The organism is Prevotella sp. P6B4 (assembly GCF_000619985.1).
Lineage (GTDB): Bacteria > Bacteroidota > Bacteroidia > Bacteroidales > Bacteroidaceae > Prevotella.
Window position 1 is genome coordinate 47,834 of sequence record NZ_JHVE01000006.1, and the last position, 20,329, is coordinate 68,162.

The 20,329-nt window shown below is 45.6% G+C and carries 15 protein-coding genes, 8 tRNA genes and 1 riboswitch; of the genes, 14 read left to right on the forward strand and 9 right to left on the reverse strand.

Annotation, left to right across the window (positions count from 1 at the left end):
• Window positions 1–9 precede the first annotated feature (9 nt).
• Both T491_RS0105405 and T491_RS0105410 read left to right on the forward strand, forming a co-directional pair.
• Entirely contained in the window at window positions 10–2,940 is a 2,931-nt protein-coding gene (locus T491_RS0105405; protein ID WP_028902985.1) for a DNA methyltransferase, read from the forward strand.
• Between the two features lie 4 nt (window positions 2,941–2,944).
• Entirely contained in the window at window positions 2,945–6,151 is a 3,207-nt protein-coding gene (locus T491_RS0105410) for a DEAD/DEAH box helicase family protein (protein ID WP_028902986.1), read from the forward strand.
• Window positions 6,152–6,221: 70 nt separating this feature from the next.
• Here T491_RS0105410 and T491_RS0105415 read toward each other — a convergent pair whose 3' ends face one another.
• A complete protein-coding gene (locus tag T491_RS0105415) occupies window positions 6,222–6,479 on the reverse strand; it encodes a hypothetical protein (protein WP_155950046.1) in 258 nt (85 codons plus the stop codon).
• Window positions 6,477–6,590: riboswitch (SAM-I-IV-variant riboswitch) on the reverse strand. It overlaps the preceding gene by 3 nt.
• A gap of 165 nt (window positions 6,591–6,755) precedes the next feature.
• On the opposite strand from T491_RS0105415, the gene T491_RS17630 reads away from it, so the two are divergent.
• From T491_RS17630 to T491_RS0105445, 7 genes are all read left to right on the forward strand, one after another.
• On the forward strand, window positions 6,756–6,914 hold the full coding sequence (locus T491_RS17630) for a hypothetical protein (RefSeq protein WP_155950047.1): 159 nt from the start codon (window positions 6,756–6,758) through the stop codon (window positions 6,912–6,914).
• A 183-nt stretch (window positions 6,915–7,097) separates the two neighbouring features.
• On the forward strand, window positions 7,098–8,135 hold the full coding sequence (locus T491_RS15770) for an RNA ligase, Rnl2 family (RefSeq protein ID WP_036915392.1): 1,038 nt from the start codon (window positions 7,098–7,100) through the stop codon (window positions 8,133–8,135).
• A 119-nt stretch (window positions 8,136–8,254) separates the two neighbouring features.
• Window positions 8,255–8,884 (forward strand): metallophosphoesterase, encoded by a 630-nt coding sequence (locus T491_RS16960; RefSeq protein ID WP_051522990.1) that lies wholly within the window; start codon window positions 8,255–8,257, stop codon window positions 8,882–8,884.
• A 34-nt stretch (window positions 8,885–8,918) separates the two neighbouring features.
• Window positions 8,919–9,620, forward strand: a complete 702-nt coding sequence (locus T491_RS0105430; RefSeq protein ID WP_028902988.1) for a hypothetical protein — start codon at window positions 8,919–8,921, stop codon at window positions 9,618–9,620.
• A 51-nt stretch (window positions 9,621–9,671) separates the two neighbouring features.
• A complete protein-coding gene (locus T491_RS0105435; RefSeq protein WP_028902989.1) occupies window positions 9,672–10,442 on the forward strand; it encodes a metallophosphoesterase in 771 nt (256 codons plus the stop codon).
• The gene (locus T491_RS0105440) at window positions 10,439–10,729 is read left to right on the forward strand and encodes a helix-turn-helix domain-containing protein (RefSeq protein ID WP_028902990.1); all 291 of its coding nucleotides are present in this window, start codon (window positions 10,439–10,441) and stop codon (window positions 10,727–10,729) included. The genes T491_RS0105435 and T491_RS0105440 overlap by 4 nt, the downstream gene beginning before the upstream one ends.
• A gap of 30 nt (window positions 10,730–10,759) precedes the next feature.
• On the forward strand, window positions 10,760–11,176 hold the full coding sequence (locus T491_RS0105445; RefSeq protein WP_028902991.1) for a hypothetical protein: 417 nt from the start codon (window positions 10,760–10,762) through the stop codon (window positions 11,174–11,176).
• A 49-nt stretch (window positions 11,177–11,225) separates the two neighbouring features.
• Here T491_RS0105445 and T491_RS0105450 read toward each other — a convergent pair.
• The 8 genes from T491_RS0105450 to T491_RS0105485 form a co-directional block, all read right to left on the reverse strand.
• Window positions 11,226–11,299, reverse strand: a tRNA-Cys gene (locus T491_RS0105450).
• Window positions 11,300–11,306: 7 nt separating this feature from the next.
• Window positions 11,307–11,379: transfer RNA gene (locus T491_RS0105455), tRNA-His, on the reverse strand.
• Window positions 11,380–11,390: 11 nt separating this feature from the next.
• Window positions 11,391–11,463, reverse strand: a tRNA-Trp gene (locus tag T491_RS0105460).
• Between the two features lie 4 nt (window positions 11,464–11,467).
• A tRNA-Tyr gene (locus T491_RS0105465) sits at window positions 11,468–11,549 on the reverse strand.
• Between the two features lie 11 nt (window positions 11,550–11,560).
• Window positions 11,561–11,633 (reverse strand) — tRNA-Phe (locus tag T491_RS0105470).
• A gap of 5 nt (window positions 11,634–11,638) precedes the next feature.
• A tRNA-Ser gene (locus tag T491_RS0105475) sits at window positions 11,639–11,726 on the reverse strand.
• 8 nt (window positions 11,727–11,734) lie between these two features.
• Window positions 11,735–11,819, reverse strand: a tRNA-Ser gene (locus T491_RS0105480).
• 311 nt (window positions 11,820–12,130) lie between these two features.
• Window positions 12,131–12,204 (reverse strand) — tRNA-Asn (locus tag T491_RS0105485).
• Between the two features lie 173 nt (window positions 12,205–12,377).
• Between T491_RS0105485 and T491_RS0105490 the strand changes: the two genes are divergently transcribed.
• The 5 genes from T491_RS0105490 (at window position 12,378) to sufB (ending at window position 20,325) form a co-directional block, all read left to right on the forward strand.
• Complete coding sequence (locus T491_RS0105490) at window positions 12,378–14,138, forward strand: S41 family peptidase (protein WP_081773259.1); 1,761 nt, start codon at window positions 12,378–12,380, stop codon at window positions 14,136–14,138.
• Window positions 14,139–14,248: 110 nt separating this feature from the next.
• On the forward strand, window positions 14,249–14,716 hold the full coding sequence (rimP, locus tag T491_RS0105495; protein WP_028902993.1) for a ribosome assembly cofactor RimP: 468 nt from the start codon (window positions 14,249–14,251) through the stop codon (window positions 14,714–14,716).
• Between the two features lie 40 nt (window positions 14,717–14,756).
• Complete coding sequence (nusA, locus tag T491_RS0105500) at window positions 14,757–16,016, forward strand: transcription termination factor NusA (protein ID WP_028902994.1); 1,260 nt, start codon at window positions 14,757–14,759, stop codon at window positions 16,014–16,016.
• Between the two features lie 35 nt (window positions 16,017–16,051).
• Window positions 16,052–18,874, forward strand: a complete 2,823-nt coding sequence (gene infB, locus T491_RS0105505) for a translation initiation factor IF-2 (protein WP_028902995.1) — start codon at window positions 16,052–16,054, stop codon at window positions 18,872–18,874.
• Window positions 18,875–18,876: 2 nt separating this feature from the next.
• On the forward strand, window positions 18,877–20,325 hold the full coding sequence (sufB, locus tag T491_RS0105510) for a Fe-S cluster assembly protein SufB (RefSeq protein ID WP_028902996.1): 1,449 nt from the start codon (window positions 18,877–18,879) through the stop codon (window positions 20,323–20,325).
• The last annotated feature ends 4 nt before the right edge of the window (window positions 20,326–20,329 follow it).

The window sequence follows — 20,329 nt, forward strand, 5'->3', positions numbered from 1 at the left end:
ACATAAGATATGAATCAACATTACGAAGCATTTCGCAAGAAACTACAGGAGATATTCATGATGGATCATGCTGAACTGGACTTTGGCATCTATCGCATTATGAACCACAAGCGTAATCAAATCAATGACTTCCTTGACAACCAATTGTTGCCACAGGTGGAGCAGACTCTTAAGGAGTATGTCAAGACAGATGACTCTTTGCAGCAAGAGTTGACCAAAGCCATTGAAGGTTGTAAGAATCTGGGCATCGACCCTGATACGAACCCCAAGGTACAGCAACTGCGCCAGCAGATAGCTCAAAGCAGTACAGGTATTGATGATTTGCAGAACACCGTATTCTCTCGCCTCACGCAGTTCTTCAGTCGTTATTACGAGGGTGGCGATTTTGTGTCACAGCGTCGCTATAAGACTGGCGGCAATTCTGCTTATGCCATTCCCTATAATGGTGAAGAAGTAAAACTCTATTGGGCCAACTACGACCAGTACTACATTAAGACCTCAGAGTATTTCAAGAACTACACCTTCAAACTTCGTGATGGTCGCAGGATATTTTTCGTGCTGGTGGATGCTTCTACAGAGCAAAACAATAACAAGAGTACAGAAGGTATGGAACGTCGTTTTGATGTGCTTCGTAATGAGGAAGGTCTACCCGTTTTTGAAGAAATGGATGACGAATTCCATATCAGTTTCACTTATGAACTTATGATGAAACCTCCAAAGCAGGAAATTTTTAACAAGAATGCATTTGAGGCTTTATCTGTGATGATACCCAAATCATGGCAGGATCTTCTTGTTAAAGAGAATGTTACTGACAAAGTAGTGTTGTTAGAGAAACATATAAAAGCATATACGGACAAAAATTCTTTTGATTACTTTATTCATAAAGACTTGGGCGGTTTTCTTAGCCGTGAGTTAGACTTTTACATCAAAAATGAAGTGTTTGTCATAGCTGACCTCGATGCAGCAAAATTGCAGAGTCAGTTGGCTGTGGTAAAAGCGATAGAAAGGGTTGGTCAGAAAATCATCGACTTCTTAGCGCAGTTAGAGAACTTCCAAAAGCGTCTTTGGCTGAAAAAGAAATTTGTGGTGCAGAGTGACTATTGTATTACGCTTGACCGTGTGCCAGAGAAATACTATCCTGAGATTTGTGCTAACGATGAACAGCGTAAAGAATGGGTACGCCTGTTTGCCATTGATGAGATAAAAGGCGACATGATGACAGAAGCGTATTGCGAACCGTTAACTATTGAGTTTCTGAAGCAAAATCCACTATTGGTACTTGACACCAAATTCTTTTCATTACAGTTCAAACACAAATTGTTGGCAGATATAGAAGGACTTGATGAACAAACGAATGGATTATTGATAAAAAGTGAAAATTTGCAAGCTATCAATCTATTAACTCGAACATTTTCATCAAATGTTAGGGGATGTTATATTGATCCTCCTTTTAATCTTGGTGAAAATGCGGACTATCTCTATCGAGTTGATTATAAAGACTCAACATGGTTAACCCTATTATATGACAGAGTTTTAGGAATTAAAAAGCTATTAATGGATGATGGCTCTATTTTTGTAAGATGTAGCCATGATGGGAACATGATTCTTCGCCAATTATTAAATCAGACCTACGGGCAAGATAATTATAGAAACGAAATTGTTTTAAGAAGAGCTGAGGAAACAAAAGGTGATTTGAACAAACAATTTGGGACTATTAAATCAATTACAGTAAATTATGACAATTTATATTGGTACTCGAAATATCCAAATTCTAGATTCAGTAAAATAATAAAGCCTATAAGTGCAGAAAAATCAGATGCTCATTGGCATTCTTTTTGGAAAGCATTAGATCGACCAACTATGCGTTATGAAATACTTGGTATTGATTTGTCGAATCATTATGGACAATGGATGTGGGAAAAGAACAGAGCTTTTGCTGCTGTAAAAAACTACGAAATATACCAAGAACAATTCGAGCCCAAAGGAATATCATTAGAAGATTATTGGGTTCAGACAGGAAAGTCTTTGGAATTTGTAAAAAGGGATGGTGATAAAATTGGAAGTATAAAATATTGGATACCTCCAAGAACTGAAACAATGGCCGATACTAACTGGCTTGACATAAAAGGTTATGCTAATAAATGGGGGTTCAAAACAGAAAACTCAGAAGGCGTATTAAAAAGAGTAATCGACAGTTTAAGTGAAAAAGACGATTATATTATTGATTGTTTTCTTGGTTCTGGAACGACTGCTGCAGTAGCTCTCAAATTACAGAGAAAGTTTATTGGAATAGATATGGGAGATCATATCTCAAAGATTGCATATCCTAGGTTGAAATATGTTCTTAATGGAGAAAAATCTGGTATATCAAATTCGTGTACATATCGTGGGGGAGGATGCTTCAAATACATCCGTCTAGAGCAGTATGAAGATACGCTAAACAACTTAGAGGTGAACGATGGATTTGGAAAGCCAGATAATGAGAGCTATGTGCTGCGCTATATGCTCGACACAGAGACGCGTGATAGCCTTATCAACACCAAGGATTTTGTACGTCCCTTCGATTATACCATCAAGACTACTCGCGACAATGAGTTGGTAGATACACCTGTGGATTTGGTGGATACCTTCAACTACTTGATAGGTCTGCACGTTGACAGCATCCATTGGCATAAGGATGATAACATCTGTGTGGTGGAAGGAACGACGCATATTGAGAAGGAACATGCTCTGGTCATCTGGCGCAATCAGGATGTGATAAAGAACGATGACCTGAACGATTTCTTCCGCAAGCAGGATTACTCGACACTCGACCGTGAGTTTGACGTGATTTACGTGAATGGCGACAACACCCTGCCAAACCTTAAGAGCGACGAGGAGCATTGGAAGGTTCGACTGATAGAGCAGGAACTGATGAAACGTATGTTTGAAGAGGAGTAAGACTATGCCAAGAGGAAGACAACGAACAGACAACGGCAAGCTACAATATGCGCTGGTGACGTTCAACTATGTGCTGCACCTATTGGGTGCTAAAAGTCTGACAGCACTATCAGAGGACATGAAAGACCCCATCTACGAAGGTGTGGATGAAAATGGTATTTCACGTATCTATTATGCCATGCGCGACCATATGCATAATGGCGAGGTGACAACAGATGACTTGCTGGAGTATGACCACCATATTGTGAAGCTGACCAACGAGATTAATGAGAAACGTCGTGACAAGATTGTATGGAAGTATTTCCAGTATCTGAGTCTGCTGTTTACAGAGATCTATTTGGATAGGTATTTTCGCAATAAACAAGCATTGGTTGCTGACCTAAACACATTCCTGATGACGAACTTCCTGCAAAGGGAAGGTGTATGGGAAGGCGTGCCTGACTTTACAGAAGATGACCTAAACAAACTGGCCTTCTGGTGTGCTACTGGTGCAGGTAAGACGCTGATGATGCAAGTTCACATCAAGCAGTATCTCTACTACGCACAAAAGGCAGGTAAGTTGAACGATATCAACAACATTATCCTGCTGACGCCCAATGAAGAACTGAGCCGACAACACTTGGAGCAGTTGCAGAAGTCGAACATGTCAGCTGAATACTTCTCGAAAGAAGGTATGGGTGGTATGTTCAAAAAGCAAACTGTTCAGGTGATTGATATCTTCAAATTAGGAGATGTTAATGGCGACAAAAAAGTGGCAGTTGATTGCTTTGAGGGGAACAATTTAGTTCTTGTTGATGAAGCGCATAAAGGTTCAAGCGGTGATGACTGGATGAGATATCGTAATAAACTGACTGAGAATGGTTTCTCATTTGAATACTCAGCCACCTTTGGACAGGCCATAGGTGCATTGGGTAACAAGGACAAGAAGGAGTTCTTGCAGATATACGGCAAGGCAACGCTCTTCGACTATAGCTATCGCTACTTCTATAACGATGGCTATGGTAAGGATTATCGCATCATGAATATGCGAGAATGGCAGGAGCAACACATGTTAGCAGAGTATCTGACGGCCTATCTGCTCTGCTTGTATGAACAGAAAATCGTATTTAAGAGTGACCATCGCATAGAACGTGACTTTCTGATAGACAATCCGCTTGGTGTGTTTGTTGGTGGTAGCGTCAGCGCATCAAGTGCAGGTAATGTGTGGAATGGTCATCAAGTATCAGACGTGGTGATGATTCTGCTGTTCTTGAATGATTTCTTGAAGCAGAAGAACGACTATAAGCAGCATATCATCAATATCCTAAATGGAACCACCTCGCTGACGGATAAGAACGGCAATGCCATCTTCAGTAAGGCATTTAAACGACTGAAGAAAGACTACGAATACAATATTGATGCAGCTAAGGCAGAAAAAATCTATCAGGGTATTCTGAAGGAGGTGTTCAATGCCAGCATCGAGGCAACGCTTCATGTGGATGTTTTGAAAGGGCTGGATGGAGAGATAGGATTGCGCGTAGGTACGGCAGACTATTTTGGACTCATCTTTGTGGGCGATACGAAAAAGGTGTCTGATATGTGTAGAGCTACTGAAGCGTTTGATGTTTTTGAGAAGCCCTTTACCAATAGGTCGCTGTTTGCTGAAATAACAGAGAAAACCTCAACTGTTAACATGCTTATTGGTTCGAAGAAGTTTACTGAGGGTTGGAGTTGTTGGCGTGTGTCGCTGATGGGCCTGATGAACTTTGGTAAAAGCGAGGGCTCGCAGATTATCCAGATGTTTGGACGTGGTGTGCGTCTGAAAGGCTATAAGATGTCGTTGAAACGAAGCACGGCCCTTGATAGCAGCATTAAACCTCACGATAGCATGATACCTAAAGACTTAAAGGTGATGGAAACGCTGAACATCTTTGGTGTGCGCTCCAACTATATGGACCAGTTCAAGGCCTATTTGGAGGATGAAGGTCTGCCACAGAACGACAGCGAGATCGTAGAACTGACGATTCCTACGATACAGACGCTACCAGAGGGCTTGAAGATACTGAGAGTAGACAAGGACTATAACTTCAAGAAAGAAGTGCCTATCAGGAGTCTGCTGGATTATCGCAAGACTGTCCGTGTCACGCTTGACTGGTATCCAAAGATTCAAGTTAAAAAGAGAATAAGTGGAGAAAAAGATAGCGGCACAGCCGAGAAACATGAAGATTGGTTGAGAGACTGGCAGTTGGACTTGCTGAATTGGACAGAGGTATTCTTCGAGATGGTGGACTTCAAGAACGAACGTTCGTGGTATAATATGGAGATTCATCAGGAGGAGATGCGCGAGATCTTGTCTGACCGTCAATGGTACAAGTTATGGGTGCCAGAACGCTCGATGCAGTTCAGTAGCGATTATGGACGCGACGTGGCTGAATGGCAAGAGATTGCCGTAAGTTTGCTGAAAGCCTTCATCGACAAATCCTATAAGATGAAGCGAGGCAAGGAGGAATCGAAGCATCAGCATATCGAGGTGTTGACGAAGGAAGATCCCAACTTCATCAGGGAATATGAGATTGCTGTCAGCAAGACGCAGGACAATTGGATAAAGGCTTTACAGGGTATTGAGAAGGAAGTGCGCGAGGGTACGCTGAATGGCTTGCGTCGTATTGAGAACGAGAACTTCGAGGCTCTGTACTTCGCCCAGCATCTGTTTAACCCAATGATGTACCTGAACGAGCATTACAAGCCAGGTGAAAATGAGGTGGTGGAAATCTATCCTGTGGCTGTGAATAAGGGCGAACGAAAGTTTATCAATGACCTTCAGCGTTATTATCAGCAGCATGGCGAAGGACGAGAAATATATCTGCTGCGAAACGTCAGCCGCAAAGGTATCGGCTTCTTCGAGAATGCTGGTTTCTATCCAGACTTCATCCTTTGGATTCGTGAAGACAGGAAACAGTATGTGAACTTCATTGACCCCAAAGGCATCAGTCATCTGCATGGAATGGAAGACGAGAAGATACAACTGTACAAGTATCTGAAGGATGTTATCGAGCCGACGTTGGGTGATGACAGCATTGCCCTGAACAGCTTTATCATCAGCAACACGGACTATCGCCAGGTGGACTTCTGGGGTAAAGGTCAATTAGAGAAGTTCCATGAGAACCATGTGTTATTTCAACTAAACGATGGTTATGTGGACGATATGATGGAGATGATTAAGTCGGCGTGATAGGATGAGTATTTTATGTACAATCGCCGCCCTTGCAAGAGCAGACTGCAAAGGCGACGTTTGTATAGGGTCAGTTGATGACTACCAATTTGTTGTTGGGTAGATCATACCTGACAGGATGGGCAAACGATATGGTCTTTCTGCCTGCTACGGCTGCGGTGTCGATGCCGCGCCGCTTGAACTCGTCAAGGAGCGCTTGGTCGTGATAGGCTCGCATACTGGACCATCCATGATTACCAACCTGGGCGTTGAAAACTGTGACTAACTCGGGAATCTGCATGTCTGCGAATTGCAGTGCATACTTCGTGTAATAAATGTGCTGTTGCATAACGTTTTGTTTTGAAGTGAATACTATTGCTTCCGCATCGTACTGACCACCGTGGCTACGTTTTGCTCGGTTGGCGAGTCCATCCGAAGATGACTGCTCTTGATGCTTTCGGGTGCAAAAATACAAAAATTCAGCAAAATAGCCAATTCTTTCTTGGGTGAAATTGACTGAAAATGCAAAAAAGATACGAAAAAGTTTGGCGGTTTGTGAAAATATGTATAATTTTGCCGCCGTTTTTCAAATTTATGTAAACAAAGAGCAATGCTGCAACAAAGAATGAACATATCAACACTGTTACCACTTCAGGGCAAAGAGAGCTTTGGAGGCTTCTGCTATGTTCATACGAACGACTCGATGAGTATTGCAGCACGTGACTGGTACACGAACACTTTCCAACGAACATCATCAAATAGAGAATCTGACCGGACGGCATAGATGCAGCCGAACTTCAGAGTATAAGAGATAACGAGACCGTTGGAAAGAGCTTACCAAACTTTCCAACGGTTTTTCGTTATCTGTGTGTCCATTATCCGTACTTCTCCACTCCTTAGCTAGTGGGCACAACCTAAACAACAACAGTATTAACCGCGCAGCGATGCGCACAAAAAGAAAAGAACAATGTTAGAATTCAAGAAGTACAGCTCTATCGAAAACTCCTTTAGCCGTGAGTTCATGGAGCACGTAGTGGCAGAGATGCCACAGGATTTGGAATATGTGGTGCAGGAGAAGGTGCATGGTGCCAACACCAGCTTCCTTTGCGATGGTGAGACCTTAAGGTTTGCCAAGCGTACGTCGGTGCTGGAGGAGGGCGAGCAGTTCTATGACTACCCTGAGTTGCTCGAAAGATACAGGGACAGAGTGCTGAAGCTATTCGGTGGCATCAAGGCAAAGTATCCCGAGGTGACTCATATCTCTGTGTTTGGTGAGATGTTCGGTGGTCTGTATCCTCATGATGGGGTCAAAGCAAGACAGAAAGTCGGCCTCATCCAAAGAGGTGTCTGTTATACTCCTGACCATGAGTTTTATGGCTTCGACATCTACCTCTTCACTGAGGAGGGTGGAAGGTTCCTCCCTGTTGATGAGGTTAACGAGATCTTTGAGACCTGTGGTTTCTTTTATGCCAAGACTCTCTTCAGAGGGACTTTGGCCGAGTGCCTGAAGCAGCCTAACGCTTTCCAAAGCAAGATTGCCGAGTGGCTTGAACTTCCTGCTATCGAGGACAACATCTGCGAGGGTATCGTTATCCGTCCTGTCACTCCAATGTATCTAAGGAACGGCTCTCGAGTGCTTATCAAGAGTAAGAACGAACGGTTCGCAGAGCGGAAGAGCGCCAAGCGCCGTACCAAGCTCTTTGTCGAGCCAGTGCCTTATAGTGATGAATTGAAGGCCCTGATTGTCGAGGGTGAAACCTACGTCACTGAGAACCGTCTGGCAAACGTGGTGAGCCATATCGGTGAGGTGCATTTCCCTAAGGACTTTGGCAAGGTGATGGGGTTGTTCTCCAAGGATGTGCTCGAAGACTTCCTCAAGGAGCATGGCAACTTGTATACTGCACTTGAAAAGAGCGAGCAGAAACTATTGAACAAGGAACTCAACAAATTCTGTACTGCCCTTGTGAAGCAGGTCTATATGAGCCAGGCTTATATCATGGAATAGTAATTCGTCTCTCCCGGTTAAAGGCTGGGGGAGACATAAAGAGAGATCTATTCTCTTCTGCAATGTAACATTTCATATTTATCCCTACTTATAGGTAGAAAATTCAAAAGAATAGAACAATGAATAAGATTTATTTTACGGCCGACTTGCATTTCGGCCATTCGAACATATTGAAGCATTCACCTAAGCGCCCGTTTTCGGATACGGTGGATATCGTGGCACACGACGAATGGTTGCTTGACCTTTGGAAGAGCACGGTTGACAAGCGTGATACTGTATATATTCTGGGTGATTTGACATTCCTGAAGAGTGAGAATGCCCGCCATCTGTTGGAGAAACTGCCTGGGCAGAAGTTTCTGATTGAGGGAAACCACGATGGTTCGATTCGAGCGTACAAGAACTATTTCAAAGAGGTCTATCAGATTAAGGAGATGCGCTTCAAGCCTTCTGTGGCACCGTTCCTAAGAGAGGATCTATGCGTGGTGATGCGCCACTACCCGATGGTGACATGGAACCAGAAACCTCGAGGATCTATAATGCTGCATGGGCATAGTCACGGCAAACTTGACGACTATAATGCACTGTCGATAGACCTACGCTTTGATGTTGGTATAGACGGCTCTCTCGCCAATCTGCACTTCCTGACATTGGAGGATATCTATAACGTAGCCATAGAGAAGATTAAGCAGTACGATTGCAACACCTTCATGGAGTATGCACAGAACAACTATCGTAGTGAAGTGAGGTAAACAAATGGTAATGAATTAACAAAAAACAAACAATATGGGAACTTATAGCAGTATTTTTATCGAATTCAAGAAAAAGGATCAGTGGCATTTGCTTGAAGGAATTGTGCCCCTCGATTATAAAGAATGGAGATATTTTGGCGAAGGCCCCTCTCCCGACGATAATCACCCCATAGAGATTGGCGGAGTGAAGATGGGGTGTATGTTTACTCTTGTACGCCAAGGATGCGTTCGAGACCTGTTGGTTGGTCACGATGCGCCATTCAATGACAGGGGCTTTCCAAACGACTTGAGCCCTGAGTTGAAAGAGATGTTTGACAAGGTTCAGGAAAGAATAGATTCGAAGAAGGATGTCGGCGTATTTGGCGGAGACTGGCGATGGGGCAAGTCGTGGTGCTACTTGACAGAACTGCAGTCATATTTGGATGAGCAGTTGGAGAAATGTAAGTCGGCTATACTGACGGAGCACTCCAAACAACTCTCTTATGGCATCTCAGAGAAACTCGATACGATTCTTGCGGCTGTCAATGGGAAAAAGATTGAAACTAAAAAGAAGCAGCAGGAAGACGAGGACGACTACATTGACCAGGGAGAAATGCTGGAGTATTACTTGGGGGAAGAACTGAACGAAATCATCTGGTTGAAGGAATTTGCTGCAGGCATCGCCCTCATCCATGAGTTTTTGACTGATGAATGGTGCTCAGAGGATTCTATCCGACTCGTATTTTATGCCTGTTAGGCCATACGAATAATTAACTGATTTGATATGAACAACGTATATTTAAGAGCAATGAGAATACAATACATGAGTGATCTCCATATGGAGTTATATGACAATTCGCGGTATATAAAAGCGAATGAGTTTGAAGTTGTGGGCGATGTTCTGGTGCTCGCAGGTGACACGTTCTACCTGCGGGACATCATTGCCCCTCAGAAGCGATTTTGGAACTGGGCATCAAAGAACTTCCAGCAAGTGCTATTAGTACCTGGTAATCACGAGTTCTACAGCAATGGCGACGTAACAGCACGTGGCGACAGTTGGCAATGGATGATACGTGAGAATGTGGGCTATTATTATAATAAGGTGGTGCGCATAGACGATACGGACTTCATTCTGACTACGCTGTGGTCGAGAATACCAGAGCAGGATATGTTCCATGTTCAGCGTGGCATGAACGACTTCCGCCAGATAATGTATGATGGCAGACGCTTCACACCTGATGATTTCAATCTGGAGCATGAGAAATGCCTGACTTTCTTGAAACAAGCAGTAAAGGAGAGTACCGCCAAGCATATCGTTGTGGTTACACATCATCTTCCGACATTATCAGTGGTGGCAGCCCAGCACATGGGTTCCGTTCTAAACGGAGCCTTTGCTACAGAACTGGGAAACTATATTGCCGACAGTCGCATTGATGCCTGGATTTATGGGCACTCGCATACCAACATTGACACCATGATAGGCAATACAAAAATAATATGTAACCAGATGGGATATATATACTACAATGAACATCTGACAAACGGATTTGAACCAAACAAAACAATTGTAATAGAATGAACAATAACAAGAAGCAAAGCGAAAGGGAAATCTTGGAAGAAATTCTGCAGACCCTAACTGAACAGAAAAAGACTCTAGAAATGATAGTTCCAAATCCTTTGAGGATATACAACAATAAGGAAGTCATGGAATTATTGGGAGTTAAGGATAAATATCTCAAGAAGTTGAGAGATAACGGCTACCTTGGCTTTTCAAGGGAGGGCGACAAGTATTGGTATACGCAGAAAGATGTAGATTGTTTTCTGCACAGTTTTCATTATGAACCATTTAATAGCGATAAAAATTGATTATGGACTCTTTAGATTATAAATACAAACATGCCAGTAAACAAAAACGCATTATTGCGTTACAAGATAATAGACAGAAGCCTGCGCAACAGGTACAGAAGATGGACGATAGAGGACCTGGTTGATGAAGTATCTGATGCGCTGTACGATATGGAAGGGATTCGCAAAGGGATCTCTCTTAGAACAGTTCAGAACGATATTCAGATTATGCGTTCTGACAAACTCGGATACAATGCGCCCATAGAGGTTTACGATCAGAAGTACTACAGGTACGCTGATCCTGACTACTCTATCACTGAACTGCCTCTGACAGCTGATGATTTCAAACTTATCACGAAGGCAGTAAAGATGTTAGAAAAGACAGAGGGGAAACCTGAACTTCAGCAGATGGGCAGAGTACTTGCGAGAGTTAAGAAAAGGCTAACAGCCATTCTGAACTATGGATAAAGGAAGGACTCCGGTTTCCTGTTTGGGGAAATCGGAGTCTTTAATATTGAGTGAGGAATCAGATTCGAACCGATGAATGACGGTTTTGCAGACCGCCCCCTTAAACCACTCGGGCATCCTCACATTGTAGGGAGTTTGACAGGTTTCGAACCTGTGACCACCAGAGCCACAATCTGGTGCTCTACCTACTGAGCTACAAACTCCATTTATTTAGCAGAAGCAGAAGGGCTCGAACCTCCGACCTTCGGTTTTGGAGACCGACATTCTACCAACTGAACTATGCTCCCATCGTTGAGGTGGCGGGACTCGAACCCACGAAGCCGAATGGCGGCAGATTTACAGTCTGCTCTCGTTGCCGCTGGAGAACACCTCATTATATTCTTGTGGAACCTCGTGGAGTCGAACCACGTTCTCAGGATTTTCAGTCCTGCGCATACACCAAGTCTGCCAAAGTTCCATCAGAGGAGGCTAAGGGATTCGAACCCTTGGGACGTTTGACCGCCCTCTAGTTTTCAAGACTAGTGCAATAGACCAACTCTGCCAAACCTCCAATTTGTGCGGAAGCAGAAGGATTCGAACCTTCGGAGCCTTGCGGCTCGGCACGTTAGCAATGTGCTGGTATCGACCGCTCACCCATACTTCCGTTGGATTTCGGGTGCAAAGGTACAATAGCCCTATGCAGCCTTTCTGCGTAGCAAGAATTATTTTGCAAGAAATCATCAAAAAAGGTTGTTGACAGTTGAAATACCCTAATGATTTTCAACTTGTCAACGTTAGAACTTGACAACGGTTCGCAATTATTATTCTTTGCAGGATCTTGGATTGTTAATTCTGCAAAGGAGAAACACGAATTGGCTACAACAAAACAGAATTGGCTACAAATTGGCTACAATTTTGAAATGTATAAAAAAGAAAAATCCCGTAAGTCGTTGACCTACAGGACTCTTTCTAAGGCGCTTCAGGATGGGCTTGAACCAACGACCCCCTGATTAACAGTCAGGTGCTCTAACCAACTGAGCTACTGAAGCAGGTATTGCTGTTAAGCGGGTGCAAAAGTACGAGGATTTTTTGAAACTACCAAACTTTTTTGGAAAAAAATGACTATAAACCTTAATTTTTTTCATTTTTCCTACAAAAATGTATGTTTTTCGGCAAGAATCATTTAATTTTGCACCCATAAAAACAATAAATATTGATGATGATGAAGAAGCAGATAATGATAGCTCTCTGTGCGATGGCACTATCGGCCACCGCCACGATGGCCCAGAAGCCTAACGACCACAATTTTGAGGTGGGGAAGCAGTTGGATATACTGAACCATGTCTATAAGAACCTAGATCTGTTGTATGTTGATACGCTGAATCCAAAGGAGACGGTAGGTACAGCTATTAATGCCATGCTTCGTAGTCTGGATCCTTATACAGAGTATTACGCGCAGGATGAAACCAAGAACCTGCGCCAGATGCTGACTGGTAAGTATGCTGGTATTGGTGCCATTGTGCGCAAGCATCAGAAACTGGACCGCGTGGTGATCGATGAGCCCTACGAGAATATGCCAGCGGCTGAGGCTGGTCTGAGAAAGGGTGATGTCATACTGAGCATCGACGACTCGATGATGACATCCAAGGAAGTAGGCTACGTGAGCAGCCATCTGCGTGGTGAACCAGGTACTACTTTCGTGCTGAAGGCCATGCGCCCCAGCACCGGTAAGCTAATGAATTTCAAGATTACGCGTCGCAATATCAAAATGCCCGAGTTGCCTTACTATGGCATGAGGGATGGCGTTGGTTATATCGTGCTGAACCAGTTTACCGAAGGCTGTGCCAAAGAGGTGCGCCGTGCCTTTGTGGATTTGAAGAAGCAGGGTGCCACATCGCTGATATTCGATTTGCGTGGTAATGGCGGCGGATCGGAGCAGGAGGCTGTGGATATCTTGAACATCTGGCTGCCCAAGGGCGTAAAGGTGGTTGAGAACCGTGGAAAAATCCGTCAAGCCAATAAAACCTATGAGACCCGCATTGAGCCTGTAGATACATTGATGCCTATGGTTGTGCTGGTGAATGGCGAGACGGCATCGGCCAGCGAGATTACCAGCGGCGCACTCCAGGATATGGATCGCGCTATTATATTAGGTACGCGTACGTATGGAAAGGGATTGGTTCAGGTACCCATCGATCTGCCTTACAATACCAACATGAAGGTCACTACCTCGAAATATTACATCCCCAGCGGACGTTGCATTCAGGCTTATAACTACAAGCGTGGCATGGGCTATCAGGAGCATATACCCGATTCGTTGACCAAGGTGTTTTATACCCGTAAGGGCCGTGAGGTGCGCGATGGTGGCGGTATCATGCCCGACGTGGAGCTGAAGGGTGACACAATCCCCAACATAGCCTTCTATCTCTCAGCCAGCGGCCAGGACAGCACCGAGGTGATGTTCGACTATGTGGTGGAGTATATAGCCAAGCATCCACAGATAGCGCCTGCAGCCGATTTCCATATCAGCGATGCTGATTGGCAGGAGTTCAAGAACCGGGTGGTAAAGAGTGGCTTTACCTATGACCCTGTAAGCAAGAAGCAATTGGCAGAACTCGTCAAGACAGCTAAGTTTGAGGGGTATTATGATGATGCCAAGCCGACCTTTGATGAGTTGGAGAAGAAATTGAATCATAATGTGTCTACCGATCTGGATAAGCACGAACGTGTACTGCGCCAGATACTTGAGGCAGATATCATTGCCGCTTACTACTATCAGCGCGGTACCATCGAGGCTGGGTTGAACTATGACAAGCAGGTGAAGGAGGCCATCCGTTTGCTGAAATCTTCGGATGAGTATAAAAAACTGCTGACTCCGAAGAAACCCAAGCAGACTGCCAGCCTGATAAGATTACAGAAAAAATCGCCCGTCAGTATCACCAAAAATGTGTCTAAACCAATGATTTTTAGTGATTTGGCGTAAAAAAGTAAGTAAAAATTTGGAAGATTGCAGAATTATTTGTAATTTTGCACCCGTTCAGCGGAATGAGAGGCTCGAAAGAGTCTCTCATTTCACATTTTAATAACTGTTAGATGATAAATAAAGAGATTATTCAGACATTAACGGAAGAGTGGTTGCAGGGCAACGAGTACTTCCTGGTAGACGTGAACTTTGCGGCTGATGACCGTATTGTTATCGAGATCGACCACGCTGACGGTGTGTGGATCGAGGATTGTGCAGCATTGAGCCGATTCCTTCAGGAGCGCCTGGGTGAGGAACTCGGAGATTATGAATTGGAAGTTGGTAGCGCTGGCCTTGGTCAGCCTTTTAAAGTAGCCCAGCAGTATATTAACCACATCGGCGATACCCTCGAGGTGTTGCAGGCCGATGGCAAGAAGGTGCAGGGTGTACTCAAGGCTGTTGATGCGCCAAGCTTCACCATCACCATGCAGGAGAAGCAGAAGCAGGAGGGCAAGAAGCGCCCCGTATTGGTAGATGTGGATAAGACCTACCAGATGGATGAGGTGAAGTATGCCAAATATCTGCTGGCATTCAAATAATTAAATGAAGAAAATAATAAAAAAATAGTAAGATAAGACAATGGCAATCAAAAAAGAAGTGAAGGGCCCCTCAATGATTGAGACCTTCCAGGAATTCAAGGAAACCAAAAACATCGATCGCACCACATTGGTGAGCGTTTTGGAAGAAAGCTTCCGTAATGTTATCGCCAAGATTTTTGGTTCGGACGAGAATTTTGACGTGATCGTAAATCCCGATAAGGGCGACTTTGAGATTCACCGCAACCGTGTGGTAGTACCCGATGGTGAGGTGGTAGATGAGAACAAGGAAATCGAGCTGAGCGAGGCTCAGAAGATTGAACCCGACTACGAGGTAGGTGAGGAGGTTTCTGAGGAAGTAGAGTTTGCGAAGTTCGGCCGTCGTGCTATCCTGAACCTTCGTCAGACACTGGCCTCGAAGATTCTGGAGCTCGAGCACGATTCACTTTACCAGAAGTATAAGGATAAGGTACACCAGGTAGTGAGTGGTGAGGTATATCAGATCTGGAAGCGTGAGGTGCTGATTGTTGACGATGAGGGTAACGAGCTGCACTTGCCTAAGCAGGAGCAGATTCCTTCGGACAACTATCACAAGGGTGAGACCATTCGTGCCATTGTGAAGGAAGTACAGAACGAGAACAACAATCCCCGCATCATCCTTTCTCGTACAAGCCCAGCATTCCTGGAGCGTCTGCTTGAGGCTGAGGTGCCTGAGATTCAGGACGGTCTGATTACCATCAAGCGCGTAGCCCGTATCCCTGGCGACCGTGCCAAGGTGGCTGTTGAGAGCTACGATGACCGTATCGATCCAGTAGGAGCCTGCGTAGGTGTAAAGGGTAGCCGTGTGCATGGTATCGTTCGCGAGCTCTGTAATGAGAATATCGATGTCATTAATTACTCTGCCAACACTCAGCTGTTTATCCAGCGTGCGCTGAGCCCAGCCAAGATCTCAAGCATCAATCTGGATCAGGAGAACCACAAGGCCGAGGTTTATCTGCAGCCCGAGGAGGTTTCGCTGGCTATCGGTCGTGGCGGTATGAATATCAAGTTGGCATCTATGCTTACTGAATATACCATCGATGTATTCCGTGTACTTAATGAGGGTGAGGCTGATGAGGATATCTATCTGGATGAGTTCTCTGATGAGATTGACCAGTGGGTTATCGATGCCATCAAGGCTATCGGACTGGATACTGCAAAGGCAGTGCTGAATGCCCCACGCGAAATGCTGATTGAAAAGGCCGACTTGGAGGAAGAGACCGTCGACCAACTGCTGGATGTACTCCGCGCGGAGTTTGAGTAATTGTCAAATTGTAAAACAGTCAAATTGTAAATTAGATGGGTGTTAGATTAAATAAAGTATTAGGAGAATTGAATATCGGACTTCAGACAGCGATTGACTATCTGAAGAAGAAGAATCTGGGCGACATAGCCGACGCTACCGTAAACACCAAAATCAGCGATGAACAGTACAATGCGCTGGTGAAGGAGTTTAAGGGCGACAAGGACGTGAAGACCCAGGCCGGTATGATATTCCCCAAAAAGGAGAAGAAAGTAAAGCAGGACCTCAAGCCAGAGCCAGTAGCGGCTGAGGCAAAGGAGGAAACCAAGCAGACTTTCACTCCGTTAGGAAAGATAGATCTGAGCACTATTGGCAAACCTGTCAAGGCTCATGAGGAAAAACCCCAGGCTCCTGTGGCAGTGGAGCCCAAAACCGAACCTAAACCCGAGCCCAAACCTCAGGTGAAGTCTGAAGTGAAGCCCGAGGTGAAGGTTGAAGTGAAACCCGAGCCCAAGCCAGAACCGAAGCCCGAGCCCAAACCTGAGCCAAAGGTCGAAGTGAAAGCCGAGCCAAAGGCAGAGGTTAAGGAAGAGCAGAAGCCCGCTGCTGAAGAGAAGTCAATCTTCACACTGAAGAGTGAGAAGAAAATGGCGCCCAACTTCAATGTGGTAGGTAAAATCGATCTTGATTCGCTCAACCAGAGTACTCGTCCTAAGAAGAAATCAAAGGAGGAGCGCCGTAAGGAGCGCGAGGAGAAGCAGGCTCAGATGCACGGTGGTGAAAAGAAGAAGCGCGAGCGTATTCACGGTGGAAAAGAGCGTGTAGATATCGAGGCTGCTGCCAACGAGAATAACAACAAGGGTGGCAACCAGAATAATAAGAAGAACAAGGGCGGAAACCAGAACTATCAGGATGGTAATAATGGCGGTGGCAGAAACAAAAAGAAGAATCGCCCCGTTCAGAAGCCTCTGGAGGTTGACGACGAGGCTGTAGCACGCCAGGTAAAGGAAACGCTGGCCCGTCTGACCTCTAAGAACCAGAATAAGAAGGGTGCCAAGTATCGTCGTGAGAAGCGTGATGCTGTAGCAGAGCGTATGAACGAGGAGATGGCAGCAGAGGCAGCACAGAGCAAGATCCTGAAGCTCACCGAATTTGTTACCGTATCTGAGCTGGCTACCATGATGAACGTGGGTGTAAACCAGGTTATCGGTACCTGTATGAGCATCGGTATCATGGTGTCAATCAACCAGCGTCTGGATGCTGAGACCATCAACATCGTAGCCGAGGAGTTCGGATTCACCACAGAATATGTATCAGCTGAGGTACAGAACGCTATTACTGAGGAGGAGGACGATGAGAACGATCTGATTTCTCGCGCCCCTATCGTAACAGTGATGGGACACGTTGACCACGGTAAGACTTCGTTGCTCGACCACATTCGTAACACCAACGTGATTGCCGGTGAGGCTGGTGGTATTACACAGCATATCGGTGCCTACAATGTGAAGCTGAAGGATGGCCGACAGATAACCTTCCTGGATACCCCTGGTCACGAGGCGTTTACCGCCATGCGTGCCCGTGGTGCTCAGGTGACTGATATCGCTATTATCATAGTGGCAGCTGACGACTCTGTGATGCCTACCACCAAGGAGGCTATCGCCCACGCACAGGCTGCCAACGTACCTATGGTGTTCGCCATCAACAAGATTGATAAACCAGGTGCTAACCCCGATAAGATTCGTGAGGACCTGGCTAACATGAACCTGCTTGTAGAGGAGTGGGGTGGTAAGTACCAGTGTCAGGAAATCAGTGCCAAGAAGGGTATCGGCGTTGATGAGCTGCTTGAAAAGGTATTGCTCGAGGCCGAGATGCTCGACTTGAAGGCTAATCCAAACCGTAAGGCTACTGGTAGTATCATCGAGAGCTCGCTCGATAAGGGTCGTGGCTACGTTTCAACAGTACTCGTATCAAACGGTACGCTGAAGGTAGGCGATGTCGTGATTGCAGGTACTGCTTGGGGTAAGGTAAAGGCTATGTTCAATGAGCGTAACCAGCGCATCGAGAAGGCTGGTCCTGCAGAGCCTGCCATCATCCTGGGTCTGAACGGTGCTCCTACTGCAGGTGACTCGTTCCATGTGATGGAGAGTGAGCAGGAGGCCCGCGAAATCGCTAACAAGCGTATCCAGCTGCAGCGTGAGCAGAGCTTGCGTACCACTACCAAGCTTGGTCTTGATGAGCTGTCGCACCGTATCGCTCTGGGTGAGTTCCACGAGCTGAACATCATCGTGAAGGGTGATACCGATGGTAGTATCGAGGCGCTCTCTGATTCGTTCATCAAGCTCTCTACCGAGAAGGTTCAGGTGAACGTGATCAACAAGGCTGTAGGTCAGATTTCGGAGAACGATGTCATGTTAGCTTCTGCATCAGAGGCTATCATCATCGGTTTCCAGGTACGTCCTTCTGCCGATGCCCGTAAGGCTGCCGATCGCGAGGGTGTTGAAATCAATACCTATTCTATCATCTACGATGCTATCGATGATGTGAAGAGCACCATGCAAGGTATGCTTGATAAGGTTAAGAAGGAGATTATCTCTGGTGAAATCGAGGTTAAGCAGGTATTCAAGATTTCTAAGGTTGGAACCGTTGCCGGTGGTCTCGTTACCGATGGTAAGGTACATAACAAGGATAAGGCCCGCGTTATCCGTGATGGTATCGTGATCCACACTGCTCCTATCGACGCTCTGAAGCGTTATAAGGACGATGCCAAGGAAGTGGCAACCGGACTGGAGTGTGGTATCTCGCTGGTTAACTTCAACGATATCCAGGTAGGTGATATCATCGAAACCTTCACAGAGATTGAGGTAGAACAGAAACTGTAATAATGTCAGAGAATAAAAATGAATTTGTACGTCAGGTAGCTGAACAGAAATACGAGTTTGGTTTCACCACCGACGTACATACTGAAATAATCGAGAAAGGGCTGAACGAGAATATCGTTCGGCTCATCTCTGCTAAGAAAGGGGAGCCTGAGTGGATGCTCGAGTTCCGCCTGAAGGCGTTCCGCTACTGGAAAGAGCAGCAGGAACCTAAGTGGGGGCATGTACATATGCCAGAGATTGACTATCAGGCCATTAGCTACTATGCCGACCCACTGGCTAAGAAGCCCGAAGGTGATGGTAAGATTGACCCTGAACTCGAGAAGACCTTCGATAAGCTGGGTATTCCACTCGAAGAGCGCTTGGCATTGAGTGGTAACACTGCCGTTGACGCCATCATGGATAGTGTATCGGTAAAGACCACTTTCAAAGAGAAACTGCGCGAGAAGGGGGTTATCTTCTGCTCTATCGGTGAGGCTATCAAGGAGCACGGCGATCTGGTACGTCAGTACTTGGGTACCGTAGTGCCTTACAAGGATAACTTCTTTGCGGCGCTCAACTCGGCTGTGTTCAGCGATGGTTCGTTTGTGTATATCCCCAAGGGTGTTCGTTGCCCTATGGAGCTCAGCTCTTATTTCCGTATCAATGCCCGTAATACAGGCCAGTTTGAACGTACATTGATTATTGCCGACGACGATGCCTACGTATCGTATCTGGAAGGATGTACAGCCCCGATGCGTGATGAGAACCAGTTGCATGCTGCTATCGTAGAGATTATCGTGATGAACCGTGCTGAAGTAAAATACTCTACCGTTCAGAACTGGTATCCAGGCGATGAGAACGGTAAGGGTGGTGTGCTTAATCTGGTAACTAAGCGCGGTGATCTGCGTGGTGTTGACTCTAAGTTGTCGTGGACTCAGGTTGAGACGGGTAGTGCCATCACATGGAAGTATCCTTCTTGTATCCTACGTGGTGACAACTCGGTGGCTGAGTTTTATTCGGTAGCTGTGACTAACAACTATCAGGAGGCTGATACAGGTACCAAGATGATTCACATCGGTAAGAACACCAAGAGCACCATCATCTCGAAGGGTATCTCGGCCGGCCACTCGCAGAACTCGTATCGCGGACTGGTGCGTGCAGCATCTACTGCCGATAATGCCCGTAACTACTCAAGCTGCGACTCACTGCTTTTAGGCTCGGATTGTGGTGCACATACCTTCCCCTATATGGATGTGCACAACGATACAGCTGTGTTTGAGCACGAGGCTACCACCTCGAAGATTTCAGAGGATCAGCTCTTCTATTGCAACCAGCGTGGCATTCCCACTGAGCAGGCCGTAGGACTTATTGTTAACGGTTACGCCAAGGAGGTGCTGCAGAAGCTGCCCATGGAGTTTGCCGTTGAGGCTCAGAAACTATTATCAGTATCATTAGAAGGAACTGTAGGATAAAGAT